Source organism: Arthrobacter sp. UYEF21, from assembly GCF_040546085.1.
Taxonomy (GTDB): domain Bacteria; phylum Actinomycetota; class Actinomycetes; order Actinomycetales; family Micrococcaceae; genus Arthrobacter.
In genome coordinates this window covers 197320-209781 of record NZ_JBEPNF010000005.1, presented here as the reverse complement: position 1 = coordinate 209781, position 12462 = coordinate 197320, and the positions used below count along the sequence as shown (strand labels likewise).

Sequence of the window (12462 nt, the reverse complement as noted above, 5' to 3'; positions counted from 1 at the left end):
CCCCTGACCCTGGGATAAAAACCGCCCGTGCAGCCCTGCTGCACGGGTGGTTTGTCTGCCCGGCGGGCCAACCTTCGACCTCTAGTAGAAGGTAAAGGCTCAGAATGCACACAAAGTCAAGTTCCCTCGAATACCGTGTCGGGACCTGTAACCTAGGTGAAAAGCAGGATAGGCGCTGGAACATCAGCGGCAGGACAATCACCGTCATCGAAAGTGTGGATAGATACGTGAGCAGCGAACAGGGTTCGGCAACTCTGGATGGCACGGAACTCGATCTGGAAGACGCCGTGATGGGTCCCACCGGGCGCCCCCACCGCGAGTTTCCGGAACCCGCTCCCCTGTCATCCCACGGTCCCGCGCGCGTGATCGCCATGGTCAACCAGAAGGGTGGCGTCGGCAAGACCACGTCCACGATTAACCTGGCTGCGGCCCTCGCCGAATACGGCCGCAGGGTGCTGCTGGTCGACTTTGACCCTCAAGGCGCTCTGTCGGCCGGCCTGGGCATCAATCCCCATGAACTGGACCTGACAGTCTACAACGTCCTGATGGACCGCAAAGTGGATATCCGCGACGCTATCCGTCAGACCGGCGTCGAAAACGTTGATCTGCTGCCGGCCAATATTGATCTCTCCGCCGCCGAGGTGCAGCTTGTTAATGAGGTTGCCCGGGAGCAGGTCCTGGACAGGGCGCTGAAGAAGGTTGAGGACGATTACGACGTCGTCCTCATCGACTGCCAGCCGTCGCTGGGCCTGCTGACCGTCAATGCCCTGACTGCCGCGCACGGCGTGATCATTCCGCTGATCTGCGAGTTTTTCGCACTCCGCGCGGTGGCCTTGCTGGTGGAGACCATCGACAAAGTCCAGGACAGGCTCAACCCCCGCCTCCAGGTGGACGGTGTCCTCGCCACCATGTACGACGCCCGCACGCTGCACAGCCGCGAAGTCATCACCCGCCTGGTGGAAGCCTTCGGCGACAAAGTCTTCGAGACGGTCATCAAGCGCTCCATCAAGTTTGCCGATGCCACGGTGGCAGCAGAACCGATCACCAGCTACGCCGGCAACCACATCGGAGCGGATGCGTACCGCCGGCTGGCGAAGGAACTGATTTCGCGCGGCGGCGCACCCTAGCCAGGCCGTGGCTGAGTCCAAGCACGGCTTTGAGGTCCGGCTGGCCAACTTCACCGGGCCGTTTGACCTCCTGTTGGGGCTCATCGCCAAACATCAGCTGGATATCACCGAGGTGGCCATCGCCACCGTCACCGATGAATTCATCAAGTACATCAGGAAGCTCCAGAGGCTGGGCGAGGACTGGGCGCTGGACGAGGCCAGCGAATTCCTGGTCGTCGCCGCAACGCTCCTGGACCTCAAGGCAGCACGGCTGCTGCCGACCGGCGAGGTGGAGGACGACGAGGACATCGCCCTGCTTGAGGCCCGCGACCTTCTCTTTGCCAGGCTGCTGCAGTACAAGGCATTCAAGCAGGTGGCCGCGCTAATGGCCGTCACCCTGGAACAGGAGGAGCAGCGTTTCCCCCGGCAGGTTGCCCTCGAGGAACACTTCACCGCCATGCTGCCGGAACTGGTGTGGAAGCACACGCCGCAGCAATTCGCGCGCCTGGCCGAAGCCGCCCTGCAGCCGAAAGCGCCCAAGGCCACCGAGGTTGGCCTGTCGCACCTGCATGGCAGCGCCGTCAGCGTGAAGGAACAGGCCGAGATTCTGGGCCTCAGGCTGCAGTTGGGAAAGCCGCTGTCGTTTCGGGCGCTGATCGCCGACGCCGACTCCACCCTGGTGGTGGTAGCCCGGTTCCTGGCCTTGCTGGAGATGTTCCGGGACAGGGCGGTGTCCTTTGACCAGGTGTCGCCGTTGGGCGATCTCACCGTGCGCTGGATTGCGGGCGGGATGGACTGTGCAACAGAAACGCTGATCAAGCAATACGAAGAATATGGGGAGCAGACGTGACTGAGGACGTTCCGGCCGCGCCGACGGCAGGTGCACCGGGCGACGCGCCGCAGGGCTCTTCGGAAGTGCACGGGCTCCCCGGCGGTGCCAAAGCCGCCCTTGAGGCGGTCCTGATGGTCCTGGACCAGCCGGCCACCGCTACTGAACTCGCCACGGGCCTCAGCCTGACGGTCGCCGCCGTCGAACAGTTGCTGGCGGAACTGCAGGCGGAGTATAGCGGCTATACTGTTAAAGCCCCGGACATGGACGATTCCAGCGTTGCTGGTTTCACCTCCACCCCCCGGGGTTTTGAATTGCGGAGCATCGCCGGTGGCTGGCGGATCTATTCCCGCGCAGACTTCGCCGACATTGTGGGCCGGTTTGTGCTGGAGGGTCAGACGGCCAGGCTGACGCAGGCAGCTCTGGAAACACTTGCTGTCATCGCGTATCGCCAGCCAGTCTCCAGGGCCAGGGTCTCCGCAATTCGAGGAGTCAATGTCGATTCTGTCGTGCGGACATTGACCCAGCGCGGGCTGATCGAAGACTCGGGAAATGATCCTGAATCGGGAGCCATCCTCTACCGGACTACATCATATTTTCTGGAACGGATGGGAATCGGCTCCGTGGCGGAACTGCCGCAGCTCGCACCCCATCTTCCGGGGCTCGAGGGCATCGCGGAGTTCTACGACGCCGACAGAATGTAGCCGGGACATCCCGTCTGCGCACAAGAGTATTCATCAGGGCAGATAAATTCTGCATGGCTGGCTAGGGTTGTTCTTGGACAACTTGCCGGTCAACATATCGAAGGACGGGTCATGACACAGGCGGGACGCCAGGGTTCACCACGTAACAGTTCAGGACGAAACAGTCCAGAACGCAATCCCGGACAGGGCGGCGCTAGCCGTAATCCGGCGCAGGGCGGCGAAGGCCGCAACCCTGCACAGGGCGGCGGATTCCGCGCCGGCGCCGGCAAGCGCAACGCCGGTTTCGGTGGCGGCGACAGGCCCTACAAGGCACCGAAGCCGCGCGAAGAGCGCTTTGTCGATCCGGATGAAGCCCCCGCCGCTCCGGCCGGTCGAGGGGACTCCGCCTGGAAGCCCGCGGCTGCCCCCTCATCGCGGAAGCCGGCTGCCCGGAAGCCGGGCGCTAAAAAGGCGCCGGGCACTCCCGGGGCACTCAAGCCCAAGCCACGCGCCGGCAAGCCCGGTGCAGCCGCGTCACGCGCATTTGGCAGCGAACGCTTCGGGCAGAACCTTGGCCCTGTGCGCAAGCCTTCGCGCAAGCGCGGACCCCGCGGCCCCGTTCCGCAGTCTGAAATGCACGACGCCGACGGCACGCGCCTGCAGAAGGTCATGGCCCAGGCCGGCGTGGCGTCGCGCCGCGTCTGTGAAGAAATGATCGCCGAAGGCCGGGTAGAAGTTGACGGCCAGGTGGTCACTGAGCTTGGTGTCCGCGTGGACCCCAAGACCGCCGTCATCCACGTGGACGGCCTGCGCATCCAGCTCGACGAAAACCTCGTGTATATGGTCTTCAACAAGCCCAAGGGCGTGGTGTCCACCATGGAGGACCCCGACGGCCGTCCCTGCATCAGCGATTTTGTGCGGAAGACCCACCAGGGCGAGCGACTGTTCCACGTGGGCCGGCTGGACGTCGCCACCGAGGGCCTGCTGCTGCTCACGAACGACGGCGAACTGGCCAACCGGCTCACCCACCCGTCCTACGAGGTCCCGAAGACCTACCTGGTCCAGGTCCGCGGCCCGTTCCCGCAGGGAATCGGCGCCCAGCTCAAGGAAGGCGTGGAGCTTGAGGACGGCTTCGCCTCCGTGGACTCCTTCAAGCTGGTTGACTCCACTCCGGGCCACGTGCTCATCGAAGTGATTCTGCACTCCGGCAAGAACCGGATTGTCCGGCGCTTGTTCGATGAGGTGGGTTTCCCTGTCCTGCGCCTGGTGCGCGTCAAGGTGGGCCCCATCGGCCTGGGCGACCAGCGCCAGGGCAGCATCCGCAACCTTGGCAAGCAGGAAGTCGGCCACCTGCTGGCGTCCGTAGGGCTCTGAGGCATGTCCGCATTTCGCTCGCACGGGCGCGGACATCTCAACGGACCAGTGGTGGTGATTGGCACCGGTCTGCTTGGTACCAGCATTGGACTGGGCCTGCGGGGACGCGGCGTGCCCGTGTTCCTCTCTGATCCGTCGCCCACCAATCAGGCCATAGCCGTGGACATCGGCGCCGGCCAGCCGCTGGGTCAGCTCGGGGACGAGGCGCCGGAACTCGTGGTCGTGGCAGCACCGCCGGATGTGACGGCACACGTTGTGACGCGCGCGCTGGCCGACTACCCCGATTCCGTGGTGGTGGACATCGCCAGCGTCAAGGCGGCCATCCTTGCGGATTTGCAGGGCAGCGGCGCTGACATGGCCCGTTACGTGGGCACGCACCCGATGGCAGGACGCGAAAAGTCCGGTCCCGTGGCCGCCCGCGGTGAGCTTTTCACCTCCATGCCGTGGGTGGTTTGCCCGAGCCCGGAATCATCCGCCGCCGCCCTGCAGGCAGCGCGTTCCCTGGCCACCGATCTCGGTGCCGTGGTTTCGGAGTTCACCTCTGACGAACACGATGCGGCAGTGGCGCTGGTGTCGCACCTGCCGCAGGTCATGTCATCGCTGCTGGCCAGCCGGCTGCAGGGGACACCACTTCATGCGCTGTCCCTTGCCGGCAACGGTCTGCGGGATGTCACCCGGATTGCGGCCAGCGATCCCGCCTTGTGGGTCCAGATCCTCGGCGGCAACTCGGGGAAGGTCGTGGAGATTCTTTACAGTGTCCGGGAGGATCTGAACCGGCTCATCGGAACCCTGGAGGATCCCGTGGGGCCGGGCGCCAGGCTGGACCTGGCCCAGCTGATCAGCGAAGGCAACGCCGGGCAGGCCCGCATCCCGGGCAAGCACGGCGGACCGCCCCAGGCGTACTCGTGGCTGACGGTCCTGGTCGACGATCGGCCGGGCCAAATCGCGAAGCTCCTCACCGAAATCGGCGAGATCGGCGTCAACGTGGAGGACCTGAGGCTTGACCATTCCTCGGGGCAGAACGTAGGCATGGTGGAACTCTCGGTGCTGCCAAACAAGCATGACCACCTGATCGAAGCACTCAACGACCGCGGATGGCGGGTACTGCAGTAATGACACAGGAACTTCTTGACACCGTGCCGGCCTTGCGGGTCGGCAGGCCTTTGGTGGTAGCCATCGACGGGCCTTCAGGCTCCGGCAAGTCCAGCGTCAGCAAGGAAGTGGCCCGCAGGCTTCACCTTGCCTACCTGGACACCGGCGCCATGTACCGGGCCCTGACCTGGTTCTGCGTCACCAGCGGGATTGATCTCACCGATGCCGCCGCCGTGGAACAGGCTGCCCGGGACATCGTTCTGGACCTGAGCACCACACCCCAGGAGGAATACGTCCGCGTGGACGGGACCGACGTCACGGATGAAATCCGCGAACCGGCCATTTCATCGGCGGTCAGTGCGGTAGCCACCACCCTGGGCGCCCGTACCGAACTGATCCGCCGGCAGCGGGCACTCATCGAACTGCACCACCGCCGCATAGTGGTGGAAGGGCGGGACATCACTACAGTCGTCGCGCCCGGCGCAGAAGTCCGGATGCTGCTGACGGCCAGTGAGGAAGCGCGGCTTCGCCGCCGCGGCATCCAGTTGGGCGGCACCCAGAACGCGGCGCAGCTCGCCGCCCAGGTCACGCAGCGTGATGCCAAGGATTCCACAGTGGTGAACTTCACCCAGGCCGCCGACGGCGTGGTCACCCTGGATTCGTCGGAGTTGGACTTCGCCGAAACTGTCGACGCCGCGCTCGTGATCGTCACGAAGGTGCTCAACCGTGACTGACGGCGTGCGGCTTCCTTCCGTCCTGACCATGACCTGGAGCCGGCCTGTTGGCTGGTTACTGGACCACGTGGTGTACCGAACGTCCGTAAGCGGACGGGACAACGTCCCCACCGGCGGGCCGGTCATTTTCGCCGGCAACCACATCAGTTTCCTGGACGGGCCGGTGATGTTTGGTGCATCACCGCGCCCCATGCACATCCTTGTCAAGAAGGAGATGTTCAAGGGTTTCCTCGGCCGGGTCCTCCACGCCTCCGGGCAACTCCCGGTGGACCGTTCCGGGGACCGGGCAGCGCTGCTGCAGGGCAAGCACCTGCTCGACGCCGGCCGTTGCGTCGGGATTCTTCCTGAAGGCACCCGGGGGACCGGGCAGGCGACGGATATCAACAACGGCGTCGCATGGCTGGCGCTGAACTCGGGGGCACCCGTGGTTCCGGTAGCGATTCTCGGCACCCGCAGCGGCGACGAACATCTCGACTCGGTCCCCAAACCGGGGCGACGCTTCCACGTCAGCTTCGGCAATGCCCTGACCCTCAGCCGCAATTCCGGCGAAACCGGCCGTGCTTCAATGGACAGGGCGGCAAGGGAAATCCGTGCTGCGCTTGCGGGGCACGTCCAGGAGACCATCCAACATAGTGGGCAGTCTTTGCCCCACGCGGATTTCCGCACGAACTTCACAGCAGTAGCCGGGACGCCGGCAGATGAGCACATAAGGAAAGCGCAATGAGCGATACGACTCAAACCTCCGGCCACTCCGGCGCCGGCGAAGACGAATACACGCCCACCGGCACGGACCAGGTGGCCGAGCGGCTGGCCGCCATTGACGACGACGAAGCGGAGATGCGTGCCGCGTCGCTCCGGGCCGGCCTGGCGGACTATGACCTTGATGAGGACGATGCGGCCCTGCTGAGCGGGGAGTACGACGACGAGGACTTCGACGGTCCGGTCAAGCTCGATCCCGTCCTGGCCATTATCGGCCGCCCCAACGTGGGCAAATCCACGCTGGTGAACCGTATCCTTGGCCGGCGCGAAGCCGTCGTTGAAGATACCCCGGGCGTGACGCGCGACCGCGTCATGTACTCGGCGCACTGGAACGGGCGCAACTTCACCCTGGTGGACACCGGCGGGTGGGAACACGATGCCCGCGGCATCCACGCCCGGGTGGCCGAACAGGCTGAAATGGCTGTGGAGCTCGCCGACGCCGTGCTCTTCGTGGTGGATTCCGCTGTGGGCGCCACAGCGACGGATGAGGGCGTCATGAAGATGCTCCGCCGCAGCAAGAAGCCGGTCATCATGGTGGCCAACAAGGTGGACGATTTCGCACAGGAGGCTGACTCCGCCACCCTGTGGGGGCTTGGCTTTGGCGAGCCCTACCCCGTCTCCGCCCTGCACGGCCGCGGCGTTGCCGACCTCCTGGACCACGTCATGGACACTCTGCCCGAGTTCTCCACGATCGAGGGCCTGGAACGCTCCGGCGGGCCGCGCCGCATCGCACTGATTGGCCGCCCCAACGTGGGCAAATCATCGCTCCTGAACAAGCTGGCAGGCTCGGAGCGCGTGGTGGTGGACAACACCGCCGGCACCACTCGCGACCCCGTGGATGAGTTCATTGAACTCGGTGACCGCACCTGGCGCTTTGTGGACACGGCGGGCATCCGCCGCCGCCAGCACATGGCGCAGGGTGCCGACTACTATGCCTCCCTCCGCACGCAGGCCGCGCTCGAGAAGGCGGAGGTCGCCGTCGTTCTCCTCGCGGTGGATGAGGTGCTCAGCGAGCAGGACGTCCGCATCTTGCAGCTGGCCATCGAATCCGGCCGTGCGCTGGTGCTTGCCTTCAACAAGTGGGACCTGCTCGACGACGAACGCCGCACCTACCTGGAGCGCGAGATCGAGCAGGATCTGGCCCATGTGGCCTGGGCTCCGCGGGTCAACATTTCTGCACTCACCGGCTGGCACAAGGACCGTCTGGTTCCCGCCCTGGACCTGGCCCTGGAGAACTGGGACAAGCGCATTCCCACCGGCAGGCTCAATGCCTTCCTGGGCGAACTGGTAGCGGCGCACCCGCACCCGGTCCGCGGCGGAAAGCAGCCACGCATCCTCTTCGGCACCCAGGCATCCAGCCGGCCGCCCAAGTTCGTTCTGTTCACCACCGGGTTCCTGGACCCGGGCTACCGCCGTTTCATCACGCGCAGGCTCCGTGAAACGTTCGGGTTTGAAGGCACGCCCATCGAGGTCAACATGCGGGTCCGCGAAAAGCGCGGCAAGAAGCGTTAATTACGACACACCGGGGGTGTGCGGGTGGCAAAGTGTCACCGGCACCCTCCGCGATCGTGTAAGCTTTTCAAGGTGGTTCGGCCGGACTGCTGAGTGGAAATCCTGGCAAACATTTGGATTGAAACGAAGCGGAGAACGGCGGAGCTAACGGGCTGTAGCGCAGCTTGGTAGCGCACTTGACTGGGGGTCAAGGGGTCGCAGGTTCAAATCCTGTCAGCCCGACCAAAACAGAAGCGCCCCGGAGAATTTGTCTCCGGGGCGCTTCTGTTTTGTGCCGGCTTTTGCGGAAAATTCCTACAGGATGTTCCGGAAATTCCTTATTTCAGGAACCTGGATGTCCTGCGGTCCGCCAATACCTTTCCCTGGGTCTGGCAGGTGGGGCAGTACTGCAGGGCCGTGTCGGCGAACGACACCTCCCGGACCGTGTCCCCACATACCGGGCAGGCCTCGCCGGTCCGGGCATGGACCCGCATGTGGCTGCGTTTGACGTCCTTGAGTTCACTGGGCGGCTTGCCCGCGGCCTCGGCCAGGGCTGTGCCCAGGATGCTGTGGATCGCGTCGAACAAAACCTGTACGGTCTCTCGGTCCAGTGACTTGGCGATGGCGAAGGGGGAGATCCTGGCGGCGTGCAGGATTTCGTCGCTGTAAGCGTTTCCGATCCCTGCTATCACGCTCTGGCTCCGCAGGACTCCCTTGACCTGCTGGGAACTGGCGCCCAGGATCCCTGCCAGCGTCTCGGCGTCGAACTCTTGGCTGAACGGGTCCGGCCCGAGGGCCGCGATGCCCGGCACATCATGGGGGTCGCGCACCACGTACACCGCCAGGCTCTTTTTCGTCCCGGCCTCGGTAAGATCCATGCCGTGGCGCCCGTCGGGGCCCGTGAATGCGAGCCGCGCGGCGATGTAGCCCTTGCCCAGCCGGAGCTGCGTGTCGGCCGGGGAGTCGGTGAACCGGACCCAGCCCGCCCTGGCGAGGTGGAAGACAAACGAGGGCCCGTCAGTGTCAACGCTGACGAACTTTCCGAACCGCCGCACGCTGGCGACAGTGCAGCCCTCCAGCGCGGCATAAGGCGGATCTGCGGTCTTAAGGACGGCGAATGAGACGATCTGGACTTTTTGCACCATCGATCCGCGCAGCTGCCCATCCAGGAATCCCGCCAAGCCTGCAACCTCTGGGAGCTCCGGCATGGCTCTACCTGGGGTCGGCCTGGCCGTCGGCTATCGCTGGCTTTGAAGTGGACCCTGGGTCCGGCGCGGGGTCGTGGATTGCCAGCGCAAGTGCGGGGTCCTGAACCGCCTTGGCAGCCTGGGAGCGGTCGGCGTCGGCTTTCTTGAGCGCCTTGACCTTTTTGCCGCGCAGCCGCCAGATCTTCCACAGGATGACGCCAGCCACAAAAACTACGACAGCGGCGACAGCCGAGATCTGCGTCCACAGCGGGAACCAAGTGGCTTCGGTTCCCAGGATTCGTTGACCGTTGTGCGCGGCCTCGGAGTTGCCGAACGTGATGCCCGCGGTCAGCAGGTTGGGCATCGCGAGGGCCACGGCGGCAAACAGGAACACGAGTATCCAGGCCCACCCGATCTTTTTGTGCGTTGCCTGCCATGCGACCAGGAGAGGCAATAGAGTGAAAACGAACCCGTAGAACATTCCCAACTGGATGCCGGCACCAAGATTCCCCTGCACCTGGCTACGGATGACGTTCGCCCACCAGACCGGCAGGATAGCCGCGAGGGCGAAGAATGCGATGACGAGGACCAGCAACGCCACTGCGCCGAGAATGATCCGCGGTGCCCAGTTTCCCTTTATCCTGGGCGTTTCCTGTGCAGGTGATCTCATGGGTCCCATCATGTCAGAATCATCCTCGAACGCTTGTGGAGTTGTGCCTATACTTTCAGCGGCGGCTTGTTTTTTAGGCCCCGTTGACAGTGGTGATTGACCCGATGAAAGGCCCCTGATGAGCAACATTCCCGAAGACCTGTCCTACACCGCTGAGCACGAGTGGATAACCGCACCGAACGCCGACGGCGTGGTCCGGGTGGGCATAACAGATTTCGCCCAGGACGCCCTTGGGGATGTTGTGTACGCGCAGATGCCTGAGGCCGGCAGCAAAGTGACGGCGAATGAAGTGGTGGGCGAGGTGGAATCCACCAAGAGCGTCAGCGACATTTACGCGCCCGTGAGCGGCGAAGTGGTGGCCCGCAACGAGTCCCTCGACACCGATTCGGCGTTGATCAACACGGATCCGTATGGCGATGGCTGGCTGATCGAGATCAAACTCGCTGAAGCTGACGCAGTGGAGTCTTTGCTCAGTGCATCCGAGTACGAACAACAGGTAGGCTAAACCTAACGGCTTCATCCGGTCAGGCCCACGGGCGTCTTCGCACGTCAGTGGCCGGATCGGGGCCCGAGTCGGATCTGCGCGGGGTGTCCGTCAGGGAAATGTTGAATGCAGGCGTGTGAGCTGCAGTGAATGAGGAGGAATCCATGGTTGGCCACAAAAAGGACCATGCCGAAGGCGATTACGGCAAGGGTGCGGCCAGGGCTTCGGAGACCACCTCTATACACCTCACCCCCGTCACCGACGAACCCGCCATCGCGCCGAGGCTGTCGTCAGACGAACGTTCGTCCGTGGAGGCGCTGCCTGCCGGCTCGGCCCTCCTGGTAGCCCACAGCGGACCGAATGCCGGCGCACGCTTCCTGCTGGACACGGACTCCACCACCGCCGGCCGTCACCCGGACGCCGACATCTTCCTCGATGACGTCACCGTGTCTCGCCGCCACGTCGAGTTCCGCCGCACCGCCCGGAGCTTTGAAGTGGTGGACACCGGCAGCCTCAACGGCACGTACGTCAACCACGACCGTGTGGACAGCGTTGAGCTCAAATCCGGAAACGAAGTCCAGATCGGCAAGTTCCGCCTCACCTTCTACCTCAGCCCTGCCCGCGCAGCAGGCCGCGACTGATACCGGGACAGTTGCCTGTGGCAATGGCACAACCGGAACGCCGGGGGCCCCAAGTCCTGAACATCGGGGAAGTCCTCGCCCAGCTCAGCGGCGATTTTCCCGGCATGAGTGCGTCGAAAATCAGGTTCCTTGAGGAAAAGGGACTGATCAACCCGCGCCGTACCCCGGCCGGCTACCGGCAGTACGCGGAAAGCGATGTTGAGCGTCTCCGGTTTGTGCTCGCCCTGCAACGGGACCAGTACCTTCCCCTGAAAGTCATCAAGGACTACCTTGATGCCATCGACAGGGGAGAGCGCCCGGAAAACCTCCCGCCTGGCGTCGTGGTTTCGCCGCGGATCGTGTCTGATGAACTGGCTGCGGAGCTCCAAAACCGCGGACGGAATTTCAGTGAGGAACAATTGCGGGCCGAGTCCGGTGCGAGCGTCCCCCTGTTGCAGTCGCTGCTTAGCTTTGGGCTGGTCAGCCACAGCAACGGCAAGTTTGATGAAAACGCGCTCCAGGTGGCCCGGGCCTGCGTGCAATTGGAGGGCCACGGCCTGGAGCCGCGCCACCTGCGTCCGTTCCAGGCCGCCGCCGAACGTGAATTCGGTCTCGTGGAGCGGGCGGTTGCCCCCCTCGCCTCCCGTCGCGATTCCGCCTCTCAGTCTCGGGCTGCCGAAGCCGCCCGTGAAATCAGTGAGCTTTGTTTGATTCTGCACCGCGCCCTGGTGCAGGACCGGATCTCCCGTATGGATATCTGATGATCGAAGTCGAGATCGTGGGCGTTCGCATCGAGTTGCCGTCCAACCAGCCGCTGGTCCTCCTGCGCGAGATCCATGGTGAGCGCCACGTGCCCATTTGGATCGGAACGCCCGAGGCCAGCGCCATCGCCCTGGCCCAGCAAGGGGTGGTGCCGCCGCGGCCCATGACTCATGACCTTCTGGTGGACGTGGTGGAATCCCTGGGCCATTCGGTGGTCAGCGTAAACATCGTGGCGGTCGAGGACAATATCTTCTACGGCCAGCTCCAGTTCGAGAACGGCACCACTGTCAGTTCGCGCGCGTCGGATGCCCTGGCGATTGCGTTGCGGGCCAAGTGCCGCATCTGGTGTGCTGACTCAGTTATGGACGAAGCCGGCGTCCGCATTACAGAACACGATGAAGGTGAGGATGCGGAGCCGGGCCCCACCGTGGACGAGGAGCGGGAACTGCGGCGTTTCCGTGAGTTCCTGGACGACGTGGAGCCCGAGGATTTCGAAGGCTGATGTCACGTTAAGGTTAAAGTTCAGGCTGAACGTTCCGACACGACTCGCTAAGCGTCCTAGATCTTTGACCTGAGGACGCCGCGGGCCTAACGTCGAAGGTATCAAGCTCCCATTGCTTACAGCAACCGCGCAAGTCACACTGTAAAAGTAGGACCCCCGCGAAATTACA

General features: G+C 64.1%; 14 protein-coding genes and 1 tRNA gene. 13 read left to right on the top strand and 2 right to left on the bottom strand.

From position 1 onward, the window contains the following. Positions 1 to 227 precede the first annotated feature (227 nt). The 9 genes from ABIB27_RS08275 (at position 228) to ABIB27_RS08235 (ending at position 8314) form a co-directional block, all read left to right on the top strand. Positions 228 to 1127 carry a ParA family protein gene (locus ABIB27_RS08275; protein WP_354216832.1) on the top strand — a complete coding sequence of 300 codons (900 nt, stop codon included), beginning with the start codon at positions 228 to 230 and terminating at the stop codon, positions 1125 to 1127. A 7-nt stretch (positions 1128 to 1134) separates the two neighbouring features. After that, the gene (locus tag ABIB27_RS08270; protein WP_354216833.1) at positions 1135 to 1956 is read left to right on the top strand and encodes a segregation and condensation protein A; all 822 of its coding nucleotides are present in this window, start codon (positions 1135 to 1137) and stop codon (positions 1954 to 1956) included. A gap of 65 nt (positions 1957 to 2021) precedes the next feature. Further along, positions 2022 to 2639, top strand: a complete 618-nt coding sequence (scpB, locus tag ABIB27_RS08265) for an SMC-Scp complex subunit ScpB (RefSeq protein ID WP_354216899.1) — start codon at positions 2022 to 2024, stop codon at positions 2637 to 2639. Positions 2640 to 2750: 111 nt separating this feature from the next. Continuing rightward, positions 2751 to 3992, top strand: a complete 1242-nt coding sequence (locus ABIB27_RS08260) for a pseudouridine synthase (protein WP_354216834.1) — start codon at positions 2751 to 2753, stop codon at positions 3990 to 3992. Positions 3993 to 3995: 3 nt separating this feature from the next. Then, entirely contained in the window at positions 3996 to 5105 is a 1110-nt protein-coding gene (locus tag ABIB27_RS08255; protein WP_354216835.1) for a prephenate dehydrogenase, read from the top strand. Further along, the gene (cmk, locus tag ABIB27_RS08250; RefSeq protein WP_354216836.1) at positions 5105 to 5818 is read left to right on the top strand and encodes a (d)CMP kinase; all 714 of its coding nucleotides are present in this window, start codon (positions 5105 to 5107) and stop codon (positions 5816 to 5818) included. Before ABIB27_RS08255 ends, cmk begins: the two co-directional genes overlap by 1 nt. 28 nt (positions 5819 to 5846) lie before the next feature. Then, entirely contained in the window at positions 5847 to 6542 is a 696-nt protein-coding gene (locus ABIB27_RS08245) for a lysophospholipid acyltransferase family protein (protein WP_354216900.1), read from the top strand. After that, positions 6539 to 8089 carry a ribosome biogenesis GTPase Der gene (gene der, locus ABIB27_RS08240; RefSeq protein ID WP_354216837.1) on the top strand — a complete coding sequence of 517 codons (1551 nt, stop codon included), beginning with the start codon at positions 6539 to 6541 and terminating at the stop codon, positions 8087 to 8089. The genes ABIB27_RS08245 and der overlap by 4 nt, the downstream gene beginning before the upstream one ends. A gap of 148 nt (positions 8090 to 8237) precedes the next feature. Continuing rightward, positions 8238 to 8314, top strand: a tRNA-Pro gene (locus ABIB27_RS08235). 92 nt (positions 8315 to 8406) lie between these two features. Here the strand turns inward: ABIB27_RS08235 and ABIB27_RS08230 are convergent. After that, on the bottom strand, positions 8407 to 9276 hold the full coding sequence (locus ABIB27_RS08230) for an Fpg/Nei family DNA glycosylase (RefSeq protein ID WP_354216838.1): 870 nt from the start codon (positions 9274 to 9276) through the stop codon (positions 8407 to 8409). 4 nt (positions 9277 to 9280) lie between these two features. After that, the gene (locus ABIB27_RS08225; protein ID WP_354216839.1) at positions 9281 to 9925 is read right to left on the bottom strand and encodes a hypothetical protein; all 645 of its coding nucleotides are present in this window, start codon (positions 9923 to 9925) and stop codon (positions 9281 to 9283) included. Between the two features lie 118 nt (positions 9926 to 10043). Here ABIB27_RS08225 and gcvH point away from each other — a divergent pair, with 118 nt between their 5' ends. From gcvH to ABIB27_RS08205, 4 genes are all read left to right on the top strand, one after another. Continuing rightward, entirely contained in the window at positions 10044 to 10430 is a 387-nt protein-coding gene (gene gcvH, locus ABIB27_RS08220) for a glycine cleavage system protein GcvH (protein WP_354216840.1), read from the top strand. 143 nt (positions 10431 to 10573) lie between these two features. After that, on the top strand, positions 10574 to 11050 hold the full coding sequence (locus ABIB27_RS08215; RefSeq protein WP_354216841.1) for an FHA domain-containing protein: 477 nt from the start codon (positions 10574 to 10576) through the stop codon (positions 11048 to 11050). A 23-nt stretch (positions 11051 to 11073) separates the two neighbouring features. Further along, a complete protein-coding gene (gene ftsR, locus ABIB27_RS08210) occupies positions 11074 to 11790 on the top strand; it encodes a transcriptional regulator FtsR (RefSeq protein ID WP_354216842.1) in 717 nt (238 codons plus the stop codon). Continuing rightward, entirely contained in the window at positions 11790 to 12293 is a 504-nt protein-coding gene (locus ABIB27_RS08205; protein WP_354216843.1) for a bifunctional nuclease family protein, read from the top strand. The genes ftsR and ABIB27_RS08205 overlap by 1 nt, the downstream gene beginning before the upstream one ends. The last annotated feature ends 169 nt before the right edge of the window (positions 12294 to 12462 follow it).